General features: G+C 62.0%; 26 protein-coding genes and 2 tRNA genes. 15 read left to right on the plus strand and 13 right to left on the minus strand.

Annotated elements, in window-relative coordinates; genetic code table 11:
• Positions 1-73: 73 nt before the first annotated feature.
• Complete coding sequence (locus LMTR3_RS22120; protein ID WP_057839131.1) at positions 74-376, plus strand: antibiotic biosynthesis monooxygenase family protein; 303 nt, start codon at positions 74-76, stop codon at positions 374-376.
• 5 nt (positions 377-381) lie between these two features.
• On the opposite strand, the gene LMTR3_RS22125 is transcribed toward LMTR3_RS22120, so the two are convergent.
• Positions 382-1,509: an AI-2E family transporter gene (locus LMTR3_RS22125; protein ID WP_065747112.1), complete on the minus strand. Its 1,128-nt coding sequence runs from the start codon at positions 1,507-1,509 to the stop codon at positions 382-384.
• A 146-nt stretch (positions 1,510-1,655) separates the two neighbouring features.
• On the opposite strand from LMTR3_RS22125, the gene LMTR3_RS22130 reads away from it, so the two are divergent.
• The 4 genes from LMTR3_RS22130 (at position 1,656) to LMTR3_RS22145 (ending at position 5,721) form a co-directional block, all read left to right on the plus strand.
• Positions 1,656-2,351, plus strand: coding sequence for a hypothetical protein (locus LMTR3_RS22130; RefSeq protein WP_065747113.1), 696 nt, complete (start codon positions 1,656-1,658; stop codon positions 2,349-2,351).
• Between the two features lie 123 nt (positions 2,352-2,474).
• Positions 2,475-3,245 (plus strand): gamma-glutamyl-gamma-aminobutyrate hydrolase family protein, encoded by a 771-nt coding sequence (locus tag LMTR3_RS22135; protein ID WP_065747114.1) that lies wholly within the window; start codon positions 2,475-2,477, stop codon positions 3,243-3,245.
• A gap of 117 nt (positions 3,246-3,362) precedes the next feature.
• Positions 3,363-4,043 (plus strand): PAS domain S-box protein, encoded by a 681-nt coding sequence (locus LMTR3_RS22140; RefSeq protein WP_065747115.1) that lies wholly within the window; start codon positions 3,363-3,365, stop codon positions 4,041-4,043.
• Between the two features lie 1,069 nt (positions 4,044-5,112).
• Positions 5,113-5,721 (plus strand): glutathione S-transferase family protein, encoded by a 609-nt coding sequence (locus LMTR3_RS22145; protein ID WP_065747116.1) that lies wholly within the window; start codon positions 5,113-5,115, stop codon positions 5,719-5,721.
• A 165-nt stretch (positions 5,722-5,886) separates the two neighbouring features.
• Here LMTR3_RS22145 and LMTR3_RS22150 read toward each other — a convergent pair whose 3' ends face one another.
• The 4 genes from LMTR3_RS22150 to LMTR3_RS22165 form a co-directional block, all read right to left on the minus strand.
• Positions 5,887-6,603 (minus strand): hypothetical protein, encoded by a 717-nt coding sequence (locus LMTR3_RS22150; protein WP_141686741.1) that lies wholly within the window; start codon positions 6,601-6,603, stop codon positions 5,887-5,889.
• 265 nt (positions 6,604-6,868) lie between these two features.
• Positions 6,869-7,402 (minus strand): DUF992 domain-containing protein, encoded by a 534-nt coding sequence (locus tag LMTR3_RS22155; protein WP_084029755.1) that lies wholly within the window; start codon positions 7,400-7,402, stop codon positions 6,869-6,871.
• 255 nt (positions 7,403-7,657) lie between these two features.
• The gene (glnA, locus tag LMTR3_RS22160) at positions 7,658-9,067 is read right to left on the minus strand and encodes a type I glutamate--ammonia ligase (protein ID WP_028345760.1); all 1,410 of its coding nucleotides are present in this window, start codon (positions 9,065-9,067) and stop codon (positions 7,658-7,660) included.
• A gap of 137 nt (positions 9,068-9,204) precedes the next feature.
• Entirely contained in the window at positions 9,205-9,543 is a 339-nt protein-coding gene (locus LMTR3_RS22165; RefSeq protein ID WP_027537227.1) for a P-II family nitrogen regulator, read from the minus strand.
• Positions 9,544-9,662: 119 nt separating this feature from the next.
• On the opposite strand from LMTR3_RS22165, the gene LMTR3_RS38645 reads away from it, so the two are divergent.
• Both LMTR3_RS38645 and LMTR3_RS22170 read left to right on the plus strand, forming a co-directional pair.
• Positions 9,663-9,839 carry a hypothetical protein gene (locus LMTR3_RS38645; RefSeq protein ID WP_176721966.1) on the plus strand — a complete coding sequence of 59 codons (177 nt, stop codon included), beginning with the start codon at positions 9,663-9,665 and terminating at the stop codon, positions 9,837-9,839.
• A gap of 115 nt (positions 9,840-9,954) precedes the next feature.
• Positions 9,955-11,454 (plus strand): bifunctional ADP-dependent NAD(P)H-hydrate dehydratase/NAD(P)H-hydrate epimerase, encoded by a 1,500-nt coding sequence (locus LMTR3_RS22170; RefSeq protein WP_065747118.1) that lies wholly within the window; start codon positions 9,955-9,957, stop codon positions 11,452-11,454.
• Between the two features lie 84 nt (positions 11,455-11,538).
• Here LMTR3_RS22170 and LMTR3_RS22175 read toward each other — a convergent pair whose 3' ends face one another.
• Both LMTR3_RS22175 and LMTR3_RS22180 read right to left on the minus strand, forming a co-directional pair.
• Positions 11,539-12,624 (minus strand): enolase C-terminal domain-like protein, encoded by a 1,086-nt coding sequence (locus LMTR3_RS22175; RefSeq protein ID WP_065747119.1) that lies wholly within the window; start codon positions 12,622-12,624, stop codon positions 11,539-11,541.
• Between the two features lie 10 nt (positions 12,625-12,634).
• Complete coding sequence (locus tag LMTR3_RS22180; RefSeq protein ID WP_141686742.1) at positions 12,635-13,963, minus strand: multicopper oxidase family protein; 1,329 nt, start codon at positions 13,961-13,963, stop codon at positions 12,635-12,637.
• Positions 13,964-14,100: 137 nt separating this feature from the next.
• Here LMTR3_RS22180 and LMTR3_RS22185 point away from each other — a divergent pair.
• From LMTR3_RS22185 to LMTR3_RS22220, 8 genes are all read left to right on the plus strand, one after another.
• Positions 14,101-14,185: transfer RNA gene (locus LMTR3_RS22185), tRNA-Leu, on the plus strand.
• A 170-nt stretch (positions 14,186-14,355) separates the two neighbouring features.
• Complete coding sequence (gene tig / locus LMTR3_RS22190) at positions 14,356-15,720, plus strand: trigger factor (protein WP_065747366.1); 1,365 nt, start codon at positions 14,356-14,358, stop codon at positions 15,718-15,720.
• Between the two features lie 263 nt (positions 15,721-15,983).
• Positions 15,984-16,619 (plus strand): ATP-dependent Clp protease proteolytic subunit, encoded by a 636-nt coding sequence (locus LMTR3_RS22195; RefSeq protein ID WP_065747120.1) that lies wholly within the window; start codon positions 15,984-15,986, stop codon positions 16,617-16,619.
• A 422-nt stretch (positions 16,620-17,041) separates the two neighbouring features.
• Complete coding sequence (clpX, locus tag LMTR3_RS22200) at positions 17,042-18,316, plus strand: ATP-dependent Clp protease ATP-binding subunit ClpX (protein ID WP_028345767.1); 1,275 nt, start codon at positions 17,042-17,044, stop codon at positions 18,314-18,316.
• A 313-nt stretch (positions 18,317-18,629) separates the two neighbouring features.
• Positions 18,630-21,056, plus strand: coding sequence for an endopeptidase La (lon, locus tag LMTR3_RS22205; RefSeq protein WP_065747121.1), 2,427 nt, complete (start codon positions 18,630-18,632; stop codon positions 21,054-21,056).
• A gap of 326 nt (positions 21,057-21,382) precedes the next feature.
• Positions 21,383-21,784: a GFA family protein gene (locus LMTR3_RS22210; RefSeq protein ID WP_065747367.1), complete on the plus strand. Its 402-nt coding sequence runs from the start codon at positions 21,383-21,385 to the stop codon at positions 21,782-21,784.
• 199 nt (positions 21,785-21,983) lie between these two features.
• A tRNA-Val gene (locus LMTR3_RS22215) sits at positions 21,984-22,058 on the plus strand.
• Between the two features lie 48 nt (positions 22,059-22,106).
• A complete protein-coding gene (locus LMTR3_RS22220) occupies positions 22,107-22,361 on the plus strand; it encodes a hypothetical protein (RefSeq protein WP_141686743.1) in 255 nt (84 codons plus the stop codon).
• A gap of 110 nt (positions 22,362-22,471) precedes the next feature.
• Here the strand turns inward: LMTR3_RS22220 and LMTR3_RS22225 are convergent, their stop codons facing one another.
• The 6 genes from LMTR3_RS22225 to LMTR3_RS36750 form a co-directional block, all read right to left on the minus strand.
• Positions 22,472-23,425, minus strand: a complete 954-nt coding sequence (locus LMTR3_RS22225) for a DUF4238 domain-containing protein (RefSeq protein WP_065747123.1) — start codon at positions 23,423-23,425, stop codon at positions 22,472-22,474.
• Between the two features lie 312 nt (positions 23,426-23,737).
• Positions 23,738-23,935, minus strand: a complete 198-nt coding sequence (locus LMTR3_RS22230) for a hypothetical protein (protein WP_065747124.1) — start codon at positions 23,933-23,935, stop codon at positions 23,738-23,740.
• Between the two features lie 38 nt (positions 23,936-23,973).
• Positions 23,974-24,240 (minus strand): hypothetical protein, encoded by a 267-nt coding sequence (locus LMTR3_RS22235; RefSeq protein ID WP_065747125.1) that lies wholly within the window; start codon positions 24,238-24,240, stop codon positions 23,974-23,976.
• On the minus strand, positions 24,237-24,599 hold the full coding sequence (locus tag LMTR3_RS22240; RefSeq protein WP_065747126.1) for a hypothetical protein: 363 nt from the start codon (positions 24,597-24,599) through the stop codon (positions 24,237-24,239). The genes LMTR3_RS22235 and LMTR3_RS22240 overlap by 4 nt, the downstream gene beginning before the upstream one ends.
• 283 nt (positions 24,600-24,882) lie before the next feature.
• Positions 24,883-25,359: a helix-turn-helix domain-containing protein gene (locus tag LMTR3_RS22245; protein ID WP_065747127.1), complete on the minus strand. Its 477-nt coding sequence runs from the start codon at positions 25,357-25,359 to the stop codon at positions 24,883-24,885.
• Positions 25,360-25,371: 12 nt separating this feature from the next.
• A complete protein-coding gene (locus LMTR3_RS36750; RefSeq protein ID WP_084029756.1) occupies positions 25,372-25,773 on the minus strand; it encodes a DUF4258 domain-containing protein in 402 nt (133 codons plus the stop codon).
• Between the last annotated feature and the right edge of the window lie 111 nt (positions 25,774-25,884).

The following is a 25,884-nucleotide window of genomic DNA, read 5'->3' on the forward strand; positions in this document are numbered from 1 at the left end:
GTCCATGCATCCGCCTTTTGCTTTTGAGGCGTCTGGGTTAGACACGCCAATTCTCACGAGAGGGCGTAACCCAATGATCACCGAAATCGCACAAATCGACGTGAAGCCGGGCACCGAGAAGGATTTTGAAGCGGCCGTCGCCAAGGCCCGTCCGCTGTTCCTGCGCGCCAAGGGCGGCAAGGGGTTTGAACTGCACAAGTCGATCGAGAAGCCGCAGCGGTACCGGCTGGTGGCGAAGTGGGAGACGCTGGAAAACCACACCGTGGACTTTCGCGGCTCGGAAGATTTCACCGCCTGGCGGGCGCTGGTCGGGCCGTACTTTGCTTCGCCGCCCGAGGTCGAGCATACCGAGACGGTGCTGACCACGGCGGACTGAAGCCATCAGCCGGCCGCAATCGCGACCGGCGCTGCTTCCGCCTTGAAATGATCGATCATCACCTTGGCGATTGCCATCAGCGGCAGCGCAAGCGCCAGCCCCCAGATGCCGAACACGACGCCGAGCAGGATCTGGAATGCAAACAGCGTCGCAGGCGGAATATCCAGCGCCTGCCGCTGAATGATCGGCGTCAGCACGTAGCTTTCCAGCGCGTGCACGCCGAGGAACAGGATGAAGGCGGAGAGGCCCGCGACCCATCCCGACGCGAGACTTGCCAGCACCACGATCAGTCCGCCGAGAATGGCACCGACCGTCGGGATGAAGGCGAGCAGGCCTGCCTGGATGCCCAGGATGAACGAGCTCTGGATGCCGATGATCGATAGCCCGATCCAGGTTACCAGGAACACCGCGACCATGGTGATGATCTGCGCAATCAGCCAGCGCTCCAGCGTCTCGCCGATCCGGTCGACGATCGCTACCGCGCGCACGCGATGCTTCGCGGGCGCCATGAACAACAGGCCATTGCGGTAGACGCTCGGCTGGGTTGCGAAGGCAATCCCCAAAAACAGCACGATGAAGAAGTTTCCGACCGCGCTGGCGGTGCCGAGAATCAGTTTCAGGCTCTGGCTGAAGATGGCGCCGCCGCTGGCCGCTATCGTGCCGGCGCTGGGAAGCGTGTGCGGCGTCGGCGTCGCAGTGGGCGCCGGCGTGCCGTCATCCGACGTCGACGACAGCGTACCGAAATCGAAAAAGCTGGTGTCGATGCCGTTCCGCTCCAGGAAGCCTTTGACGTTGACGAGCTGCGATTTGAGCGTGTTGCTCAACGCCGTCGTCTGCTGGGCGATCGTGGTGCCGCCGAGGAAGACGATGCCCGACAGCATGCCCGCGACCACCAGGCAGACCATCGTCAGGCGCAGCGCGTGCGGCAGCCGCACCACGCGTCCGAGCAGGTTGCTCATGGCGTTGAGGGTGACGCCGAGCAGGATACCGGAAAAGATCAGAAACAGCGTCGCGGCAAAGTGCCAGGTGAACACGAGCAGCGCGGCGAACAGCACGACGCCGATGCCGCCGACCGATATCGCCCACGCCATATCGTTGCGGGCCTGAAGGCGATTGTCAGCCGGACCTGTCACGTTGATTCCTTCTCGCAGAATGTCGTCTGCAGTCTTTCGCCAAAAACGCCGCCGGGATCAAGCCGGAGCGCACGCGCCGGTTTGACGCTGCCACGTCCGGTATGCCAAGCGGTAGACGAATCCGATATGGCGCCGGCGAGGATGAGATGAATTTCAAATGGTTCGGCCCGATTGCGCTGTTGGCGGCGCTGGTGGTCGGCGACCAGATCAGAATCAACCGTCCCGCCCACAAATATCGTCTGTCGGTCGACGTCGAGACGCCGGAGGGGCGCAAATCGGCATCCGGCGTGGTGGCCGTTCATCCCGATCGCAGTTACACCCGCCGTGGTCAGACCCGCACCGTCGGCGACGCCATTTTCGTCGATCTCGGGCAAGGCAAGAACCTCGTCGCGCTGCTCGCGCATGTTGACACTAACCTCGTCCTCGACGACGTGAACTACGTGGCGCTGCGCGCCTACACGGCGGCGGCCGGCAAGCGGGTCTCTTTTGACGAGATGAGCCGGTTGACCGGCGTCGTGCCGGTAAAGGACGCGCTGATCCCGGTGCTCGTGACCTTTACCGATCCGGCCGAGCCCGGCACCGCGCGGCGGGTAGCGCCCGACGACGCCGAGGCGGTGCTCGGCAGCGGCTATCGCCTTCAGGGGATATCGGCTGAAGTGGTACCGAACGGATATTGGCCGGTCGATTTCGGCGGCGCGCTGGGCGAGCCGGTCACGCGTGGAATTCAGGCGAAACTGCCGTGGCTGGGTGATGCCGGCAATTCGGCTGCCGCGGCGCTCCGGGCGGCCGGTTTGCCCGGGGTCGACGGCATCGACGCCCGCGAGGCTTTCACGCGAAAATAGCAGGGCAGGCCCGCAAGCCGCTGCCGCATATTGATCCGCCGCCGGCTCGCGGGCATTATCGTCTGCAATGGCGGCCCAACCTAGAAGGTCCTTGCACAGGACGATGACAGCGGAAAATTGGCGATGAGACGGCCCGTGGTCGGTGTGATCGGGAACGCCTATCGCGTCGAAAATCGTTTCCAGACCCAGATGGTCGGAGAGCGCAATTTGCGTGCGGTCACCGACGTGGCGGGGGCGCTGCCGCTGATGTTTGCCGGGTCGCCCGAGATTACCGACATCGGCGCGCTGCTCGACGTCGTCGATGGCATTGTGCTGACCGGCGCGCGGGCCAATGTCCATCCGACCCGCTTCAAGACCGAGCCGCATGAGAGGCACGAGCCCTACGACATCCACCGCGATGACGTCGCGCTGGCGCTGACGGAGGCCTGCGTCGCCCGCGGCGTGCCGATCTTCGGCATCTGTCGCGGCCTGCAGGAGATGAACGTCGCCTTCGGCGGCTCGCTGCATCCGGAAATCCGCGAGATCCCCGGCCGCATGAACCACCGCATGCCGAGGCTGGAGAACGGCGAGATTCATCCCGATCCCACGGTCGTGTTCGCGGACCGCCACGACGTCCACCTCACGCCCGGCGGCACGTTTGCAAGTCTGCTCGGCTGCGAAACCATCCGGGTGAACTCGCTGCACGGGCAGGGCATCCTCGAACCGGGCAATCGCGTCGTCATCGAAGGCATTGCCGAGGACGGCACCATCGAAGCGATCCGGATTGCGGACGCGCCGAGCTTTGCGCTCGGCGTGCAGTGGCATGCCGAGTATGACCCGCAGCGCAACCCGATCAATCGCAAACTGTTCGAGGCGTTCGGGGCGGCGCTCAAGGCGCACGAGCGCGCGAGCTGACCGGACAGACGCGCGTCCCGGAGCGACCTGATCCGTAATCCTACGGGGCCGAAAAGATGGGATCGGCTCCGGGAAGTCGGCTAAGTCACCCATCATCTCGACACTGGTAAAGTCGCCATGACGCAACCTGGACGTCTCGCGCCGGCGATGATCCTGCTGGTCCTCGTGACGTCCTGCGTCGTGAGCGCAGTGACCTATTTCCTGGCGACCCGCGCCCCCTCGCTGGGGCCGCTGGCGATCATCGTCGGCGCCGCACTGGCGAGCGCTGTAATCATCGGCCTGTTTGCGATTCTTGCTGCGGCGCGGCTTTGGCACAGGCTTTCCGATGTCGCGGGCCTTGCGGATGGACGCAACGGAGCGGAGGAGGAACGCGCTGACCAGACGCTGATCGACAGCGACATGGCGCAAGCCATTATCGAGGGTTCGCTCGACGCCTTCGTCCAGACCGACGAGCGCTGCGTCATCCTCGGCTGGAGTCCGCATGCCGAGGCCCTGATGGGATGGACGCGCACCGAGGCGGTCGGCCGGAGCGTGGACGAACTGGTGTTTCCGGAATCGCAGCGCGCCGTGCACCGGCAGTGGGTCGACCGATTCCTGAGCGAGGCGGCAGCCAGCCCCGTTGGCGGGCGATACGAAACGCCGCTGCTGCACAAGGACGGCCGCGAATTCTTCGCCGAAATATCGCTCACAGCACTGCACCGCGGCGAAGGTTACATCATCAACGCCTTCGTCAGGGACATCACCGCCAAGCGCGCCACGGAGGAGCAGTTGAAGGAAAATCCGCCGAGGCGGGAGTAGGTCTTCGAGGGACGAAGACGGCGACAGCGCCGCCTTTCCGTCATTGCGAGCGCAGCGAAGCAATCCATCTCTCCGAGTGCGAGGTGACAATGGATTGCTTCGCTTCGCTCGCAATGACGCGGAGATAGCGACGCAACACTCGACTGTCATCCCCGCGAAGGCGGGGATCCAGTACGCTGCGGCTTCTCGGTTCAATCACTGGCGTCTCTGGAATACTGGATCGTCCGCCTTCGCGGACGACGACAGTTGAATACGACTTCGCGATCTCGCGACGCATTGCGCCCGAACTTTGCCTAAAACTTCTCGCCCTCTCGTTCGGAGGGCGCAGGGAAGACCGGGTGCTTGCTGCACCCGCGGTCTCGTGTGCAATTTGCGCACTAAGAACGCGCACACGAGCATACAGGTACAGCGGGAGCATCCCGGCCTTCCCTGCGCAATGGGTTTACGGCTTACTTCGTGCTCTTCCCGGAGAACGGCTCTTTTGCCTCCGTCATCGGCGGGACACTTCCCGCCAACTTAGCGCCAGCACCGCGGCGCCCGAACCACACGACTTCGCCGTACGCTTCCGGCGCGTACGTCTAGCGCGCCATCAGCGTCCATCGCATCTCACCGCACGTTCGTGACGATCGCGAGCGCCCCTCAATGGGTGAGACGGGCAGAGTTATGCGACTGATTTGCCTCTTGCGTTAAGCGAAATATTTTTGATTCCTGCGCTTGACACGATTTCGGAAAATCAGAATTGATTTGCCCGTCGTGTTGATTTGTCGCAGCCCTGGCGCGAGATCGCGCTTGCACGGCAGGCAAATCAGTAAAGCAAGTGGCCCCGCATGAGCCAACGGGTCGCGCGAATGCGCGCCCGATGACAGGCTCCGCGACATGCGGGCATGGTGAACATCCCAGGTGTCGCTTTCGCTCATCCGGACTACGCTTGCTGCTCTCGCGGCAACGTTAAGAAACGCCAGAAGAAGGCAACCTCAGTCGGCCTGGATATTTTTCGCGTTACCAGCATCGCTTCAGGCCCCGGATGTCGCTGCTCGCACAGTAATCACCACTAGAGGAGAGCCAACCCATGTACATCCTGTATCACTTTCCGTATTCCCAGCACGCGCGACGCGTGGTGTCGCTGATGGTGGAAGCGAATCTCGAATATGAGTTGCGCCACGTGGACATGGGCAAGGGCGAGCATCGGTCCACGGAGTACCTTTCCGTCAATCCGAATCATCAGGTCCCTACGCTCATCGACGGCGACATCAAGATTCACGAGTCGAATGCGATCCTGCGCTATCTCTGTGTGAAGCATGGCCTCGACGCGTGGTACCCGAAAGAACTGCCCGTGCGCGCCAAAGTCGAGCAATGGCTCGACTGGAATCAATGCCGGCTGTCTCCGACCGTCGTCGACATCGTGCTCAACAGCGTCTTTCTGGGGTCGGCGGGCGATAAGGCCGCTGTCGAGCGTGGGTTATCCCGGATGCCGGAGCTTTGGTCGATTCTGGATGCCGGACTCGCCGGCACGCAGTTTCTGGCCGGCTCACGACCGACGATCGCGGACCTGTCGTTGGCGTCCAGCGTCTTCCAGTTAACATTCGCTAGCATCACGCCGACCGCGCGCAATACCGTGGACTGGTTTCAGCGAGTGAGCGGGCTTGAGGGCTTCCGAAAATCGCTACCGTCGCAATAGTGTCGTAGCCAAAGTCAGATCCGAGCTTGGTTCAAGCTCCGCCGTGCGGATTAGCGGGCCGCGCGGCGGTGCATTATCAATGTCGTTGAACAGAATTACGGTGAGCACTGTCACCGAAATCATGCATCGGAGGCCGTGGCGAAGCGCGATTGCGGTGACGCTGCATTAACGCAAGCCCAAGCTTTGCGGGAGCGACGGTGTCTGGGCATTTTGCACTGACTGCTCCTGTGTTCGGGCGTCCGGTACCTCGACCCGTGCATTTTGCTCTTCCCGGACCCTTGCTCGATGATTTCGCTGGGTTCGGATCTCTGCTCGCGCATTGCGCTCGGACCGGGCCCGTCGATGTTTTTTCGTTGGCTGGGCCTGAACTGGGGCATCTTGCGCAACCGGCACCGGGGCAGCTTGCGCGGGCTGTACGGGCACGACCTGTACCCGTGAATCTTCCCTGGCCGCCCAGGCTTCGAATTCCTTCAACAAGGCCTCGGCTGGCGGCTGACCGATCGCGGTTTGATTCTGATCGGCAGGTTCGGAAGCTGCAGCAATTTCGTCGCGCGCCGGCGCGTCGCTTGTCGTCGTCGGCAAATCCTGAGTGCCGGCGATCGATTGAATTGCCGGCGCCGACGGACCGGCGTCAGGCTGAAGCGCCGGTTTTTCGACCCACGCAGCCGTGACGTTCTCAACGAGCGCGACTGGATCTCCCACCGATAGGATCGCGATACCGATCGCTGTCGCCGTTGCAGCCCAAATACTCGCCTTGAGGATTCGCGACGAGATAACCGCTCTTTCCCAAACCTTCCCGATATCCGGCTGCCCGATTTCTTCGGCAGGCTCGGAGAGAAAGATAGGAGAACGATCCGGCTGGAAACCGTCTTTTGTCGCCATTGGGGGATGCCGCCTCTTATTGTTCTCGCCCACGAATACCCCGCCAGCGAGGTCCAAAAGCGACAATGACCGCCACGATTTGGGAGAAGTCTTGATTTCACTGGGATTCGGGAACCGCAAGATCGCTGGAACCCGGATTGCCTTGAGCATGAGGGGAAGTGGCCGCCACAAAAACAAAAGGCGCCCGAATGCAGGCGCCTTTTGCATCTTGCGACAATGATCCCAGCGGCAAGCCGCCGACTAGTTCACCGGCGATGATGTCTCGTCACTGGGGCGCGCGGCGCGCGGGCGCAGCGGCGGCCGGTCGCAACTCCATTGTGGATACGCCTGCCGCAATATTCACGCCTGTCTGCCCCTGCACGGATAGCGGCTGCATCATCACCGTGCGGTCCGAGCCTCCAACCAGGACATTGGCACTCGCTCCGGCGCCGACCGTGCCGCCGGCGGTCGCACCCGTATAGGTTCCCGCCAATGCCGCCCGGCGCAGCGTGGTCGGCGCAAAAATCGCCCAGGCCAACTGCCCGCCGGTCGTGGCGCCGATGTCGAGGCCAAGCGTGCTGACGGTGCCCTCATAGGCTTCGCGCCCTCTGCCTCTCGTTGACGCATAGACGCAGCTCAGTTGCCGTTGCCCACCGATAACCATGCCGACACCGGGCGCTATGTTGCAGGTGAGCGTGCCGACTCTCGTCCGCCCGGTGTCCTGAGCCGTGGCCGGAGCCGCGGCAAGGGCGAGCGTCAGGGCAACGCATGTGGTCGCGAGACTATTCAAGGTTGTTCCATTCAGGGTTGCTTTGTTCATGGGCGGCGTCCTCCTTCGACGCATTCTGATGGACCCCTTCAACGCGCAGCGACATTGCGAGGTTCCGGCCCCTATGGCGGGCTTCGAGCGCTTGCGGCGATATGAGCGGAATTCGCGGCGGCAGTTGGCCGTCACGAATATACGAACGAGGCGGCCAAACGCCTGACTTTCCTTCGCAAAAACAAAAGGCGCCCCGCGAGGAGCGCCTTTCGCATTGTCGGACGGTGATACTGGCGGCCCGAGCGCCGGGCGCCATCACTGCGAATAATACATCTCGAACTCGACCGGATGCGGGGTCATCTCGAAGCGCTCGACTTCGGTCATCTTGAGCTCGATGAAGCTGTCGATGAAGTCGTCGTCGAACACGCCGCCGTTCTTCAGGAACGCGCGGTCCTTGTCGAGGTTTTCCAGTGCCTCGCGCAAGGAGCCGCAGACCGTCGGGATCTGCTTCAGCTCTTCCTTCGGCAGATCGTAGAGGTCCTTGTCCATCGCCGGGCCCGGATCGATCTTGTTCTTGATGCCGTCGAGGCCGGCCATCAGCATCGCGGCGAAGCCGAGATAGGGGTTGGCCATGGGATCGGGGAAGCGGACTTCGACGCGCTTGGCCTTCGGGTTCGCCGTATACGGGATGCGGCAGGAGGCCGAACGGTTGCGCGCGGAGTAGGCGAGCAGCACGGGGGCTTCATAGCCCGGGACCAGGCGCTTGTAGGAGTTGGTCGACGGGTTGGTGAAGGCGTTGATCGCTTTCGCATGCTTGATGATGCCGCCGATATAGTGGAGGCAGGTCTCCGAGAGGTCGGCATATTTGTTGCCGGCGAACACCGGCTTGCCGTCCTTCCAGATCGACTGGTGGCAGTGCATGCCCGAACCGTTGTCGCCGTAGACCGGCTTCGGCATGAAGGTGGCGGTCTTGCCGTAGATGTGGGCGACCTGGTGGATGCAGTATTTGTAGATCTGCATCTGGTCGGCCATCAGCGTCATGGTGTCGAACTTCATGCCGAGCTCGTGCTGGGCGGATGCGACTTCGTGGTGATGCTTCTCGACCTTGACGCCCATCTTGGCCATCGCGCCGAGCATTTCCGAGCGCATGTCCTGCACCGAGTCCTGCGGCGGGACCGGGAAGTAGCCGGCCTTGGTGCGGATGCGGTGACCGAGATTGCCGCCTTCATACTCGGTGTCCGAATTGATCGGCAGTTCCGAGGAATCGAGCTTGAAGCCGGTGTTGTAGGGGGTGGTCTGGTAGCGCACGTCGTCGAACACGAAGAATTCGGCTTCCGGTCCGAAGAACACGGTGTCGCCGACGCCCGACGATTTCACCATCGCCTCGGCTTTTTTGGCGATGCCGCGGGGGTCGCGGTTGTAGGGCTCGCCCGTGGTCGGCTCCAGCACATCGCAGACGATGACCATGGTGGTCTCTGCGAAGAACGGGTCGATCGTCGCGGTCACCGGATCAGGCATCAGGCACATGTCGGATTCATTGATCGCCTTCCAGCCGGCGATCGAGGAGCCGTCGAACATCTGGCCTTCGGCAAAGGTGTCCTCTTCGATCATGCTGACGTCGAAGGTCACGTGCTGCCACTTGCCGCGCGGATCGGTGAAGCGCAGGTCGACGTATTTTACGTCGTTGTCCTTGATCGATTTCAGGACGTCTTTAGCGGTCTTCATGAATACCCCTTTTGGCTTACGGGACGGTTTCCGGAGCGCGACATTTCGCAGACGATCGAGGCATCGCGAACGAAATCAGGCCGCGGAAGCAGCCCTTTTCTTGTTTTTCAGTCGCAAACTTTCGGATAGCACCCGGCTCAGATAGCGTCCAGCCCGGATTCTCCGGTTCTGATCCGGATCGCTTCCTCGATATTGGAGACGAAGATCTTGCCGTCGCCGATGCGCCCGGTCTGGGCGGCGCGGCGGATCGCGTCGATCGCCTTCTCGACCAGCTCGTCCGAAATCACGATCTCGATTTTCACCTTGGGCAGGAAGTCGACGATGTATTCCGCACCGCGATAGAGCTCGGCGTGTCCCTTCTGTCGGCCGAACCCCTTGGCCTCGGTGACCGTGATACCCTGCAGTCCGACTTCCTGAAGCGCCTCTTTCACCTCGTCGAGCTTGAATGGCTTGATGATGGCTTCAATCTTCTTCACTGAGCGCCTCCCGGGCATTTCCAAATTGCAGAGTGCAGATAGTTTCGGTGTCGCAGCCGGGTGAACTTACCTGGCGCCGTCTGGTTTGATCCTTGCATCCGGCAAAGCCGGAACGGCTCATGATTGCAAAACCGGAGCTGCTCATAATTGCCGCTGACTGCGACCATCCTGAGCTCGGCTTTCCAACCGGCTTCCTCAAAAGCAGGGTCTATGCCAAGTTGTTAATGCGGCTGATTTCGGAACGTTATCAGACTTTTAACAGGCAAGTGAGAGAGGTCAGCCGGCGGTTCGCATGATAGCGAAGCTTACAAAATAGGCAAACCGATCATTTCGTGTGCAGATGAGGCAAAGCGGGCCACCGGCGCGACGGGGATATGCCTCCAGAAAAGGCGGATGGATCGAGGATTCGGCATGGAAGTCTTGACCACGACCGAGATGGAGCGGGCCGACCGGCTGACGATCGCCGGCGGAACGCCCGGCTTTGCGCTGATGATGAGCGCCGGGCAGGCCGTGGCGGAGGTTGCGATGGATCTCGTCGAGGAGGGGCCGATCGTCGTGGTCGCCGGCCGCGGCAACAATGGCGGCGACGGCTTTGTGGCGGCCGCCGAACTCGCCGCACGCGGGCGCGAGGTTTCCGTCATCCTGTTGTGCGAGCGCGACAGCCTGCAGGGAGATGCCGCGCTCGCCGCGCGCGGCTGGAAATATCCGGTGCTGCCGTTCAACCCACAGGCGATCGGCAAGCCGTCCCTGATCATCGACGCGCTGTTCGGCGCAGGTCTCAATCGTCCGGTCAAGGGCGATCCGCTCGAGATGATCGAGGCGATCAACGCCAATGGCGCGCCGGTGCTGGCCGTCGACCTGCCGAGCGGCATCAACGGCACCACGGGCGCGGTGATGGGCGCTGCAATCGACGCCGTCGAAACCGTGACCTTCTTCCGCCGCAAGCCGGCGCATCTGTTGATGCCCGGGCGCAGGCATTGCGGCCGCGTCCGCGTCGCCGAGATCGGCATCGATGCGCATGTGCTCGAGGAGATTCGGCCGCAGACGTTCGAGAACGTTCCGCAGAGCTGGCGAAAATCTTTTCCGGTGCCTTCTATCGACGGCCACAAATACGCCCGCGGCCACGCCGTCGTGCTGTCGGGGGAGCTGGCGTCGACGGGTGCGGCGCGGCTGGCGGCCCGTGGCGCGCTGCGGGCAGGGGCTGGCCTCGTCACGGTGGCCTCGCCGCGCGATGCGCTCGCCGTCAATGCCGCGGCGCTGACGGCAGTCATGGTGCGTCCCGTCGATACCGTGATCGAATTCGCCGACCTCGTGGGCGACAGACGGCTCAATTCCATCGTGATCGGGCCGGGCGCCGGCATCGGCGCGCGGACACGCGATCTCGTTCACAGCGCGCTCTCGACGAAACGCGGCCTCGTGCTCGACGCCGATGCGCTGACGAGTTTTGCCGAAGCGCCGGAGCGGCTGTTTGAAGCGATCAAGGCCAGCGAGGAACCGCAGGTCATTCTCACCCCGCATGAGGGCGAGTTTCCGCGCTTGTTCAGCGACATCAGCAACAAGCACCCCGGCCGTTCGAAGCTGGAGCGGGTGCGCGACGCCGCCCAGCGCTCCAGCGCGGTGGTGCTGCTGAAGGGACCGGACACGGTGGTGGCTTCGCCGGACGGGCGTGCCAGCATCGCCGCCAACGCGCCGCCCTGGCTCGCGACGGCGGGAGCCGGCGATGTGTTGGCCGGCATGATCGCGGGGCTGCTGGCGCAAGGCGTGCCGGCCTATGAAGCCGCCTGCATCGGTGTCTGGATGCACGGCGAAGCCGCGGGCGAGGCGGGGCCTGGCCTGATCGCGGAAGACCTTTCGGAAGTGCTGCCCGCGGTATTCCGCCGGCTCTATGACGAGTTCGGCGTCGAGTATTAGATCGTAGGATGGGTGGAGCGGAAGCGATACCCATCAATTCCCGCGGCTTGGTTAGATGATGGGTATCGCTTCGCTCCACCCATCCTACGCGATCAGATACTTCGCGACCGCCGTCTCATTCCACTCCAGCCCAAGGCCTGGGCCTCGCGCCGTCACCGTGCCGTCGACGATCTCGGTGGGGTGGGCGAGGATGACGCTGGCGAAATCCATAAATTCGAGCCAGTGCGCGGTTGGCGTCACCGCCAGCATGTGGGCGCTGGCTTCGGCGAAGAGATGGCTCGACATCGGGATGTTGGCGGCTTCGGCTTGGGCGGCGACCTGCAGCCAGCCGGTGACGCCACCGCACTTCATCAAATCGGGCATGATGAAATCGCTGGCACCTAGCGCGATCGCCTCTGCAAAGCCGCGCGGGAACCACCAGTTCTCGCCGGCCTGAATCGGGGTCGGCGAAGTCTCGCGGACCCTGGCGTGGCCTGCGAGGTTTTCCTGCGGCACAGGTTCTTCGATCCAGTGCAAATCGTAGGGCGCGAGGCGAGCGATCCGGCGCGCGGCTTCCGCTGTAGCGAGCGACTGGTTGAAGTCGATCATCAGCGCGATGTCGGGGCCGATCAGGGCGCGCACGCCCTTGACCACGCGCTCGTCATTGGCGGCATCGCCGTCGCCGCCCTTGATCTTGATGCCGCGAAACCCCTGCTCCAGCGAGCGGCGCAGCGCCTTCTCGTCGGCCACGGGATCGACCACGCCATAGCTGTCATAGGCCCGGACCGGCTTTGGCGAACCGCCGAGCAGTTCAACCACCGGCTTGCCCGGTATCTGGCCGAGCGCGTCCCAATAGGCCATGTCGAGGCCGGACACCGCCATGCCGACCAGGCCCTGCCAGCCGAGCAGGCGGAATTTTGCGTCCATCGTCTTCATCAAGTCGAAGGGCGCCATCGGCTTGCCAACCAACTCGCGCCCGATCTCCTCGATCAGGTGCACCAGCGGCTTCAGCGTCAGCTTGCTGTAGGCGAAAATGTAGGAGTGGCCGGTAACGCCCTGGTCGGTCTCGACATCGATCAGGACCAGTGGTCCGACATCGATCACGCCAAAGGCGTTCTTCACGGGGCGGGCGAGCGGTACGACGAGCGCTCGCGCCTTGACGCTGCGAATAGCGGGAACGGGTTTGCTCATGGCGTGCTCCTCATTCGACTGCGTACCATCGCACCAGCCGCGGCGCCGCCCAGTCGGTGACGACGGATTCGATCAGCCAGAGGCCGGCATGTTCGGCGGCAAAGGCGATGCGTTGGGTCTGGCCCGGCTCGATCGCCAGCGTATCCAGCCAGAACGGCTTCCAGCCGTCGTCGAGCCGGTCGAGCAGGCGGAAATGATGGCCGTGGAGGTGGAAGACTGTGGCGACCGCGGCACGGTTGGTGAGCGCCAGCACTACGGTACGGCCTTTCCTGGCGCGGAAGGCGGGCGGGGCACTCACGGCAAAATTGGCCGGCGTCGCCCAATCAGCGGAAGGCCCGCCCAGCACAACATCGATCCGGATCGCCCCCTTGAGGTCGAGCCGCTCGGGCAGGCCGTTGGAGGGCAGCGGCGGAGCGGGTGGCAGCGGGGCCGCACGGACCGGCGGTTCGCTGGAGACGACAAGCTTGCCGATCGGGCGGGCTTCCTTGCCATCATGCAGCAGGATCGCATTGGTCGTGCCTACTGAGGCGGTCAAATCGATGAAGGCGTCGACCCGCCCGCCCGGCGCCAGTACCAGCGCGCTATTGCGGGCCTGGAAGGGCTCCGATGGCTGGCTGTCGATGGCCATGACCCGGACGTCGAGCCCATCCAGTTTGATAGCAACAACAGAGCGTTGGCATCCACTGATGATGCGGAGCCTGATCCGTTCGTTGGTACGACCTGAGAGTTCGAGCGAAGTCCGGCCGTTAATCGTTTGGAGGGGCGCGGTGTCCTTCGGATCGATTCCCGGCGCGATCGCTGTTCCGTCGGGCCTTGCCCGCCAGTCCTCGATCAGGAGCACCTCGTCGCGGTCGACAACGACCGGCTCGGTTTCACGAACGATCAACGGCCGTGCCCGCGCTGGTTGTGCCTGTTGGTCGCCAAGCAGCCCGGAGTCGCAGACGAAGGTCCCGGCCTGGCGCAGGGGAAGCTGCAAGATGGCCTTGCCACCGCTTGCGAGGGCTGCGCGCGCCGTGAGGGGGGCGTGAGCCGGAACGCCGTCCATCCCCAGCCAGTTGAGGACGACCGGCACTGGCAGCCCATTGGCGAAGGCTATCTCGGCCGTCTCGCCACGCTTGAAGGTGAGGTCGGGTCCTTGCAGCGACCAGACCGGCGCGGCGGTGCCGCCCGGCCGGAGTGCGAGGGTCTCCGGCGTGGCCTGTAACGTCAGCGGGGGGCGTGCCTGGGCTGCGCCGGAAACCGGCCATATCGGGGCCAGCGCGGCGGCGCCCAGCCCGGCTATCAGCTCGCGTCGATCTAGCGTTGATTTGGGGCTTGCCATCGGACCGATATGGACCATTTCTGATGTGCCTGTCCTAGCTGTGACGCCTTGCCCCGGGGCTGTCAAAAAGGGCCATTTTTTTTGCTGCGGAGGTGTAGGCTCATGTTATAAGCCCGCCGCCCGCGGCATCGCGGCCGGGTATGGATGCTTTTCACGCGGGCGTGGCGGAACTGGTAGACGCGCTGGATTTAGGTTCCAGTGACGAAAGTTGTGGGGGTTCGAGTCCCTCCGCCCGCACCAAGCGCTCTATCCAAGCGTTTGCATGACGAATACTGGAGGGCTTGCTTCCCCCTATGGGGGAGCCAAGGTCAGCCGAACCACCGGCGCAGGGCTGCAAGGCTTGCGCGCCGAACAAAATTAGACACTGCCGCGGCCGTTTGGCCCGGCGCAAGCGGAAGAAGATTGACACCATGCAGGTCACCGAAACCCTCGCCGAGGGATTGAAGCACGAGTTCAAGGTCAGCGTTCCCGCATCGGATCTCGATGCCAAGGCCGATGCCAAGCTGGTCGACCTCAAGGACAAGGTGAAGCTCAATGGCTTCCGCCCCGGCAAGGTGCCGGTGAGCCATCTGAAGAAGGTGTATGGCCGGTCGGTGATGGCCGAGACCATCGACCAGACCATCCGCGACACTAACACGCAGATCTTCACCGACCGCGGTTTCCGTCTCGCGACCGAGCCCAAGATCACGTTGCCGACCGAGCAGAAAGAGGTCGAGGAACTGCTCGCCGGCAAGAGCGATCTGACCTACACGGTGGCGATCGAGGTGGTGCCGACGATCCAGCTCGCCGATTTCAAGACCTTCTCGGTGGAGAAGCCGGTGGTCGAAGTGACCGGCGCCGAGGTCGACGAGGCGATCAAGCGCATCGCCGACCAGAACCGTCCCTATGCCGCGAAGGCCGAGGGCGCCAAGGCGGAAACCGGCGATCGCGTCACCATCAGCTTCAAGGGCAGCATTAGCGGCACCCCGTTCGACGGCGGGACTGGCGAGGGCATCCAGGTCGTGATCGGCGCCGGACAGTTCATTCCGGGTTTTGAGGAACAGCTCGTCGGCATCGGGGCCGGTGAAACCCGCACGCTGAAGGTGTCGTTCCCGAAGAATTACGCCAGCGAGAAGCTCGCCGGCCAGCCGGCCGAATTCGAGACCACGGCAACCCTGATCGAAGCGCCGGGCGAGACTGAGATCAACGACGAGTTTGCAAAAACCCTTGGCCTGGAATCGCTCGACAAGCTGAAGGAGGCCGCGCGCGAGCGGCTGGTTGCCGAGTTCGCAGGAGCCACGCGCCAGCGCGTCAAGCGCGCGCTGCTCGACCGGCTCGACGACAGCCACAAATTCGAGGCGCCACCGTCGCTGATCGAGGAAGAGTTCAACCTGATGTGGAACTCGATCAAGGCCGAGATGGAATCCTCCGGCAAGACCTTTGCCGATGAGAACACCACCGAAGAGGCGGCCCAGGAAGAGTACAAGAAGATCGCCGACCGCCGCGTCCGGCTCGGCCTCGTGCTGTCGGAGATCGGCGAGAAGAACAAGATCACCGTGACCGATGACGAGGTCAGCCGCGCGGTGATCGAGCGGGCGCGCTCGATGCCCGGCCGCGAGAAGGAGGTCTGGGACTACTATCGCAACAACGCCAATGCGCTGGCCCAGCTTCGTGCGCCTATTTATGAAGACAAGGTGGTCGATTTCATCCTCGAACTCGCCAACGTGACCGAGAAGAAGGTGTCGCGCGAGGACCTGTTCAAGGACGACGAGGCCGACGAGAAGAGCGCAGCCTGATCGATTTGGTCAGGCCGGCGTTAATGATGAACGGCGATAGCGGCGTGGTGACGGCACCCGTCGCTATGAGATTGGCTGCGAATCAGTTTGAACTTCTCTCATTCGGCTCCGCAATTGCCCGGCCTTGTCGCCAGGAAATTGGCTCATATCTGTGAGCTGAGTCGAAGTCCTGCATCACGGGACGTTCGTCCGCGCGCGGCAAAGATGTCTGCCTTGCCGATGGATGTTCCGCTTATTCTCTATCCGAACCCTTGGGGTGATTCATGCGCGATCCCGTTGAAACCTACATGAACCTCGTTCCGATGGTGGTCGAGCAGACCAACCGCGGGGAACGCGCCTACGACATTTTCTCGCGGCTTCTGAAGGAGCGCATCATCTTCCTGACCGGTCCGGTCGAAGACGGCATGTCGACGCTCGTCGTCGCGCAGCTTCTGTTCCTCGAGGCGGAGAATCCGAAGAAGGAAATCTCGATGTACATCAACTCGCCCGGCGGCGTGGTGACATCGGGACTTGCGATCTACGACACCATGCAGTTCATCCGTCCGCCGGTGTCGACGCTGTGCACCGGGCAGGCGGCCTCGATGGGTTCGCTGTTGCTCGCGGCTGGTGAAAAGGACATGCGCTTCTCGCTGCCCAATTCGCGCATCATGGTGCATCAGCCTTCCGGCGGCTTCCAGGGCCAGGCCACCGACATCATGCTGCATGCGCAAGAGATCCTGAATCTCAAGAAGCGCCTCAACGAAATCTACGTGAAGCACACCGGCCAGACCTACAAGGCGATCGAGGACGCGCTGGAGCGCGACAAATTCCTGACCGCCGACATGGCGCACGACTTTGGTATCGTCGACAAGGTGATCGACAAGCGTCCCGAAGAGACGACACCGGTGAAAGTCCCGTAAGGTACCGGGTAGCGACGCGTTGACCTTAACGGTTGGTTGAATCGGCAAATGTGGCCGAAAGCCGCGCCTATGCCCCGGCGTAGGCCGAAAGTTCCGCTTTCGTGCCGGTTTTGCGGCGTGGCAATACCGCAACGCTCGGTCGATTTCGTCAACTTCTCCCCGTGCGAACGCCACAAATCACGGTATTGTCACGGGTAGCCAAACCGGCCCCGATTAGCGAATTCTTGATAGTCGGGTGTCAGCATGGTTGGCTGTGTGGACTGCGTTAAGATCGCGGGGGATTCTAGAAGCCGTGATTCGCACGGTGGGTAATTGAGTTAGGGTCTTTTCTGGTACGGAATTTGCTCTATCTACCTTCAGGTCCGGTGCAGTGCCGGAATGGGTCGATCGGGTAACGGATCGAACGGCGGACGGAGACAGGAATGAGTAAGGTTGGCACGAGCGACTCCAAGAACACGCTATATTGCTCGTTCTGTGGAAAGAGCCAGCACGAAGTCCGCAAACTCATCGCGGGTCCCACCGTATTCATCTGCGACGAATGCGTCGAACTCTGCATGGACATCATCCGTGAGGAGAACAAGTCCTCGCTGGTGAAGTCGCGTGACGGCATCCCGACGCCGAAGGAAATCTGCAAGGTGCTGGACGACTACGTGATCGGTCAGAGCCATGCCAAGAAGGTGCTCTCGGTTGCCGTTCACAACCACTACAAGCGCCTCAATCACCAGACCAAGCACAACGACGTTGAACTCGCGAAGTCGAACATCCTGCTGATCGGTCCGACCGGTTCGGGCAAGACGCTGCTGGCGCAGACGCTGGCGCGGATTCTCGACGTGCCGTTCACCATGGCGGACGCGACGACGCTGACCGAAGCCGGCTACGTCGGCGAGGACGTCGAGAACATAATCCTGAAGCTGTTGCAGTCCGCCGACTACAATGTCGAGCGCGCGCAACGGGGCATCGTCTATATCGACGAAATCGACAAGATCAGCCGCAAGTCCGACAACCCGTCGATCACCCGCGACGTGTCGGGTGAGGGCGTGCAGCAGGCGCTGTTGAAGATCATGGAAGGCACGGTCGCTTCCGTGCCTCCGCAGGGCGGCCGCAAGCACCCGCAGCAGGAGTTCCTGCAGGTCGACACCACCAACATCCTGTTCATCTGCGGCGGCGCGTTCTCAGGCCTTGAGAAGATCATCTCCGCACGCGGACGCTCGACCTCGATCGGCTTCGCCGCCCAGGTGCTGGCGCCCGAAGACCGCCGCACCGGCGAAATCTTCCGCCATGTCGAGCCGGAAGACTTGCTGAAGTACGGCCTGATCCCCGAATTCGTCGGCCGTCTGCCGGTGGTCGCGACGCTGGAGGATCTCGACGAGACCTCGCTGAAGAAGATCCTGACCGATCCGAAGAACGCGCTGGTGAAACAATACCAGCGGCTGTTCGAGATGGAGAACATCGAACTCACCTTCGCCGACGAGGCGCTTGGCGCGGTCGCCCGCAAGGCGATCGAGCGCAAGACCGGCGCGCGCGGGTTGCGCTCGATCCTCGAAAGCATCCTGCTCGAGACGATGTTCGATCTGCCGGGTCTGGAAGGCGTCGAAGAGGTTGTGATCTCGCGCGAAGTTGTCGAGGGAACTGCCCGTCCGCTCTACATTTATGCGGACCGTTCGGACCGGGCCGTCGAGAGCAGCGCCAGCGCCTGATACCGTCGCGCTGCCCAGAACTCAGCATCTACAATAGCGCGGCTGCCGAGCCTTTCGGCGGCCGCTGTGGCGTAAGCATTTTTCGCGCGTCTGATCCGCAATTTGCGGTCATTTTCCGTGACTTGACACCCCCATACCCGATAGCCACCTAATGCCTATGGTGGCGGAAATCACGTTCGAGATTCGTCGCAAAGATCATCCGGTGAGAGGCGGCAGCGAAGGCGGCCGACCGGCCCGGAACTCCCAGCACCTTGTGGCGGTTGCGCAAGCGATGCGGACTGCGTGCAGGGGGGCAAAACAGAAGGAATAGGCCATGACGACTCCAAAAACCCGGCCAACCATCATTCTCGGCGAAAGCCATTCGTATCCGGTGCTGCCGCTCCGCGACATCGTCGTATTTCCGCACATGATCGTGCCGCTGTTCGTCGGCCGCGAGAAATCGATCCGCGCCCTCGAAGAGGTGATGAAGAACGACGCGCTGATCCTGCTAGCGACGCAGAAGAACGCGTCCGACGACGATCCGAGCCCGGATTCTATCTACGAAGTCGGTACGCTCGCCAGCGTGCTGCAGCTCCTGAAACTTCCCGACGGCACCGTGAAGGTGCTGGTCGAAGGGCTCGAGCGCGCGCGCGTGCAAAAGTATTCCGACCGCACCGAATATTACGAGGCGACCGCGGTCGCGCTCGCCGATACCGACGCCAACTCGGTCGAAGCCGAGGCTCTGGCGCGCTCGGTCGTGTCCGACTTCGAAAGCTATGTGAAGCTGAACAAGAAGATCTCCGCCGAAGTCGTCGGCGTGGTTCAGGCGATCACTGACTTCGCCAAGCTCAGCGATCAGGTCGCGCAGCATCTCGCTGTCAAGATCGCCGATCGTCAGGGTATCCTGGAGACGTTGTCCGTCACGCAGCGCCTGGAGAAGGTGCTGGGTCTGATGGAAAGCGAAATCTCGGTGCTGCAGGTCGAGAAGCGCATCCGCTCGCGCGTCAAGCGCCAGATGGAGAAGACCCAGCGCGAGTATTACCTGAACGAGCAGATGAAGGCGATCCAGAAGGAACTCGGCGACGACGAAGGTCGCGACGAGCTGGCCGATCTGGAAGAGAAGATTGCCAAGACCAAGCTTTCCAAGGAAGCGCGGGAGAAGGCGCAGCACGAATTGAAGAAGCTGCGCCAGATGTCGCCGATGTCCGCGGAAGCCACCGTCGTGCGCAACTATCTCGACTGGCTGTTGTCGATTCCGTGGAACAAGAAGTCCAAGGTCAAGAAGGACCTCGAGCAGGCCCAGGCCGTGCTGGACTCCGACCACTACGGGCTCGAGAAGGTCAAGGACCGCATCGTCGAGTATCTCGCCGTGCAGTCGCGCGCCAACAAGCTGACCGGACCGATCCTGTGTCTGGTCGGGCCTCCCGGCGTCGGCAAGACCTCGCTTGGCAAGTCGATCGCGAAGGCGACCGGTCGTGAGTTCGTGCGCGTCTCGCTCGGCGGCGTGCGGGATGAAGCGGAAATCCGTGGTCACCGCCGCACCTATATCGGCTCGATGCCCGGCAAGATCATCCAGTCGATGCGCAAGGCCAAGACCTCGAATCCGCTGTTCCTGTTGGACGAGATCGACAAGATGGGCGCCGATTTCCGCGGCGATCCATCGTCGGCACTGCTCGAGGTCCTTGACCCCGAGCAGAACTCGACCTTCAACGACCACTATCTGGAGGTCGACTACGATCTGTCGAACGTCATGTTCATCACGACCGCGAATACGCTCAATATTCCCGGGCCGCTGATGGATCGCATGGAGATCATCCGGATCGCCGGCTACACCGAGAACGAGAAGGTCGAGATCGCGCGCAAGCACCTGATCCCGAACGCCATCTCCAAGCATGGCCTCGATTCCAAGGAATGGTCGATCGACGACGATGCGCTGCTGTTGATGATCCGCCGCTACACCCGCGAAGCGGGCGTGCGTAACCTGGAGCGTGAGCTCTCCACACTCGCCCGCAAGGCGGTGAAGGAGCTGATGATCTCCAAGAAGAAGTCGGTCAAGGTCACCGAGAAGACTCTCGAAGACTTCCTCGGCGTGCCGAAGTACCGCTTCGGGGAGATCGAGAGCGAGCCGCAGGTCGGTATCGTCACGGGTCTGGCCTGGACCGATGTCGGCGGTGAGTTGCTGACGATCGAAGGCGTCATGATGCCCGGCAAGGGCAAGATGACGGTCACGGGCAACCTGCGCGACGTGATGAAGGAGTCGATCTCGGCGGCGGCGTCTTACGTCCGCTCGCGGGCGATCAACTACGGCGTCGAGCCGCCGCTGTTCGACAAGCGCGACATCCACGTCCACGTGCCGGAGGGCGCAACCCCGAAGGACGGACCGTCGGCGGGTGTCGCCATGGCCACCGCGATCATCTCGGTCATGACCGGCATTCCGGTCCGGCACGATGTCGCGATGACCGGCGAAATCACGCTGCGTGGCCGTGTGCTGCCGATCGGTGGCCTGAAGGAGAAGCTGCTCGCGGCCGCCCGCGGCGGTATCAAGACGGTGCTGATCCCGGAGGACAACGCCAAGGATCTCACGGAGATTTCCGATGCGATCAAGGGCGGTATGGATATCGTCCCGGTTGCTCGGCTCGATGACGTCGTCGCCAAGGCGCTGGTCCGCGCCCCAGTGCCGATCGTCTGGGAAGAGGACACCAAGGTGCCGGTCAAGCAGGACGCCTCGGACGAAGCGGCCGGTGGCCTGACGGCCCACTGAGCTCGATCAGTCACCACTGAGCATCGAACTGAAATGATAAAACGGCGCCTTCGGGCGCCGTTTTTGTTTATGCGCACGTCGTCACCGTCGTCCTGGCTGGACCTGATCCCAGTGTGTCCCGGACGCGGCGCGGCACCATCAGCGCGTTTACGCGCGTCTTCGACACGCTATGGTGACGCGATGCAGAGCCGGGACCCGGTTGGCCGCCTCTGGGTCCAGCTCTGCGGCGCACCGCCAAGAGGCGCTGCACCGCGTCCGGGACACGACGAGCGAGTTGTCGGGCAAATCTTTTGCTGATCGGATGCGAGCCTGCGGAGTTGATGAGGATGGAAATCGACGGGCAATGCCATTGCGGGCGGGTGACCTATCGGGCCGATATCGACCCTGAAAAAGTATCGATCTGTCACTGCACCGATTGCCAGAACCTGACGGGATCGCCGTATCGGGTGACGGTGATCTGTTCGGCCGAGCAGGTCCGCATGACCGGCGCACCGGCGAAGGTCTATCCGAAGAAGGGCGACAACGGCCGGACGCGCTTTCAGCACTTTTGCGAAGTCTGTGGCTCGCCAATGTTCACCAGTGGAGACGGCGGACCGGACGATTGGGGCATTCGCTGGGGCAGCATCCGCCAGCGCGATCAGCTCAAGCCGGCGCGCCAAATCTGGTGCCGCTCCGCCGCGCCGTGGATCCACGATCTTGAGGCGCTACCCGGGCGGCCGGGCGACTAGTGCAACCAAGCGCGGATATCCCACCTTGCACCAAAGGGGGTCGAGAGGCTAAACAGGCGGCTTACGGGCGGCTAGCTCAGCTGGTTAGAGCATCTCGTTTACACCGGGATGACGCCAATGCGCAAAGGCTTGAAGTGCATGGCCTTTTTGCATCGGTACTGCTGAGCGCAACAGAAACCGCAACAGATACGGCGGCGTGGGGCGGTTAGCTCAGCGGTAGAGCACTGGTTTTACACACCATTGGTCGGGAGTTCGATCCTCTCACCGCCCACCACCGTTTTTCCGAAGATGTGGCCTTATGGCGGGGCGGGAGGCGCATTCGATGCCAGTATTCGTTGCTAAGGTCACTGAGGAGAGCGGTGATCTATTGCTGCCTGTGACGGTGAGTGCACAAGACGCTCAAACAGCCGAGAAACTGGTTCGCGATTTGCCACATGTTGACGCGACGGCAAAGGTTGAGGTGCGCGAGTTGCAGGGCAATCTGAAGAAGGTTTTCGGCGCTCAGGCGGAGGGCACGGCTGTTGTTCGCATCGATTGGACTTGGCGAGGTGATCAGCCTGAGAAGAACCCGTTCTGAGGATGAAGGCATCACACACCATCTGATGATCCGCATCCTCGTGCCCAGCACGTTCCCGCGCTGTGTGCGTCCCTTTGACCGCATCGCCGGGACCGCTCCCGTGCCCGTGTTTATTTTTTTAGGAACTGCGCGTCCTTTACAAGTGACGCACCCAGCCGTGGCTTTCGATCATCGAGCGTATACAGGAAGTTGGTGTCTGCGGCGTAGACCTGCCGGTCCGCATAGGCGACCATCGCGCCGTTCAAGCGAGCAACGCCACTCGCATCGAGGACAATCGTATCTTCTTTGATTTCAAAAGCACCGACAACAGCCATGCGCCTACTGATGGGAAAGATGACTTCCGTGCCGGGCAGCCCGTGACCGGGGCCGTGAAAGCCGCCGCGCCTTTTGGGATCGGAGAACATCAAGCAGACAGGATGATCGCAGGTAATGAAGCCGCCAGTTTCCTTTGGAGCCAGCAACACCACCCACTTCCTATCAAGCAACGTTCTCAAGACGGCATCGAGCGAATGCAACTCAAGTTGAATGTGCCGCTCTGTGGACACCTCCAGCCGAAATGCCTTTTCCACAACAAAGCGGCGCAATTCTTCATAGGGCACATCGTGCTCGGGGACATAACCTGACGCCTTCATTCGTCGCATCTGGCCCTCCCATCGCTCTTTAGTGCTTGTCGCCAAGTCCATGATGATTTCCGCCGTGCGCTCGTGAAAGCCACGAATGTTTTCGCGGCGTCGCGGGTTTCTGATTGCTGTTATCCCGATCAGGTTCATCAGGAGCAAGCGGTCATCATCGTTGTTGAGCGAGCGGCTTTCCAATATGCGGAGTAGTGCCGGACCAAGTTCGCCTTCAAACTTCGCGTACCCTTGCTCGATTGCGTCCGGCGGATGGCCTTCGACATCTATGCGATTGAAGTCCTTTTCGGTCGCAACATTGATGATGTTGGCGGTGAACGCCTTACCGTCACGATCGGCAACGTAGACGTGATGCGAAGCGCCGCGTCCACGGGGTTTACCGAAGTGCTTCAGGTAGCATCGCGGCAGGTAATGATGTCGTCTGGCAACCATAGATTATCATGACATATGGCGGTTGAGGTCTCCAGCGCCATCAGACAGTAAGTTGTTGGCCGCCGCGCCCACCGGCGGCCGGGCAGAAAGGCAGTGATCAAGAGCAGAGCTACAATCGCGGCAGATTTCACTTGCGATCCTCCTCCGGCCTGAAGCCCTTCGGCAGTCGCGGCGGTTCGTCCGGTGTCGACCGATTGCATCGCGGGCAGGGCGCGCCAGCAGCGCCACAAGCGCAGGCGTGCGGGCCTTCCCATGGCTGGTCGGGATGGACCTCGCAGACCCAGCCCGTGTCGTCGCAGAGCGGGCACGTCATCATTGTTTGGGCTTCGGATGCGCCTGATCGTAAACGGCCGTCACGATGAACGCCGCGCTTGTCATCTCGCGACGCTGCTCGGTTCCGCAGTGGGGGCATTCAATGATCTCTAATTCCTTGCCGCCGGGGACACCGCCACCAATCGCTGTTACGGTGAACTGGCCTTGGCAGCGCGGGTCTTTGCAGGTCTCAGCCATCGGTCTCCACCCCCTTGGGTTTTATATTTTCGTTGTCTTTAAGCGAACAGGTCCGCACCGGACTGCGTGAACTTCACGAACGTCCCGCTCTCGTGCAGTTCGAGCCAGCCGCGCTCGATCGCGAAGGCGAGCCCGGCGGAATACTCTGCCGGAGTGCTTTTGTCTCCGAACAGGAACGGGCCGTTGAGAATCTCGATATAGATGCGGCCATCCTGCACCACCTCGAAGGCGTGCGCGTGCTGCATCAGTCGGCGCGCGGCCTTCTCGGGATCAGCGAAGGGCCGGTCGGCGGCGGTGTACTTCATCGCAGCGGCACCTTCTCGCCGCGATCCATCAGCGCGTACTTCCGTGCCGTCCAGTCGCGTTGGTCACGCCACTCTTCAAAGTCGGCCTGTGTGCGTTTGGCTGCGAAGGCCAGCCATGCCTTTTCGAACCTAGCCTTAGCCTCTTCGAAGGTCTCGGCGCAGCCTGTCCTGATCTCACCAGCGTGAGAGCCGGGGTAGAAGCCAGCGGACCAATTCCAGTTGTTGACCGCGTTGGGCATGCCGACGGCCTTAGCAATAGTGCCTGCGTGGATGTCGCCGCAATAAATGAACCAACAGTCGGGGCGGTCGGGGTCGCGGCGGCGGGTCAGCTTTGTGAAATCTAGCGTCACGACCGGCATTTAAGCGCTTCAGCTTGCCTGTGAATACTGGATCATCCTGTGTTCGGTCAACGCCGCGAGCTAAGTTTCTTGGCCACTCGTGCGGCGATATCGTCTGGGTCTGGCAGCACACCGAGTACAGCCCTGCACCGAGGGCAGTGGGCGATGTAACCAGATACAAGTGGCCCAGAAAAGCTATTGCCGAGCTGGCCTGCTTGCAGGTCAACATTCGACATGGTCTGCTCGCAGCTCGGGCATTTCACCGAGATCATCTTGAGTCCCTCTGGCCTAACGACGCGCGTCGTCAAGCCTGCATCTGATCGAGCTGAGGTGCGTTTAACGGCTTCCAGCTGCTGTTGTTCTTCTTGAAGCAGGTGGTGCCATTCTCGATCCGATCGAGATCGGCGAGACGTTCAAGCATCTTGCGGATGTGAACGTCTCCGCCGGCGAATTCGGAGTAGAGCGCGCGCAGGAGCCGATCGGCCGTGCCTGGGATGTGCTTGCCTCGGCTCTTTTCCCATAGCCGAAGGGTTTGCTCGGTCGCGCCGATGATGCCGGCGAGGTCCCTTTGCGTCAGCTCCATCTCGGTCCGGAGAAAGCGTAGCTCGGCGCCGTCGAGGGGGATCGGGCGCGTGATCAGGTGCTTGCCAATGGCCTTGTGGAGGCCGGCTGTGTTCTGGATCGACACGCCTTCGCCGTACGGCGTCTTGTGAATTGTGAAGCCGTCTACGAGATAGATGTTGTCGAGGCCGCTTTCCGTGTAGTGATAGCTCTTTGACATGGACTGCTCCTCTCAGAAGGTGGTGACGACGATCAATCGCGCTGGCCAGTCAATCGCGACGACGCAGGTGATTTGTTCACCGGCGGTAAACCGTGACAGATTGACTTGCCAATTTCCCTTCGCGTTGATGAAGGGTCCTTCTGTAATACTTCCTTTCTGGATGCACCGCTCGATCTGAGGGCGCGTGATATTTCGTTGTGCTCTTCGTTTCTGTGCATGCTTGATGACGACGATGTTATTGCTGTCGGCAGCAAGCATGTGGATAAGCTTGAGGGCATCCGCCTCGTTGAGGCGGTCCGGCTGTTCAGCGGGCGGAAACGCCCGCCGTATCGGGACAACCTCGGCCGAATGGCGTGCCTTATGCTCGGCCACACGCTTCGGTGGTCGCTTTGGCTTATCGTCCGGTTCATTCATGGACCTATAAATATTATAGGTTACGGTCCTGTCAACACCTGCTTTTGCCAATGGTTCCTGGGCGTGATGAATTCGCGGCAATGTGACCGATCCGCGACGGTAATTGGGCGT

Source organism: Bradyrhizobium sp. LMTR 3 (assembly GCF_001693485.1).
Classification (GTDB): domain Bacteria; phylum Pseudomonadota; class Alphaproteobacteria; order Rhizobiales; family Xanthobacteraceae; genus Bradyrhizobium.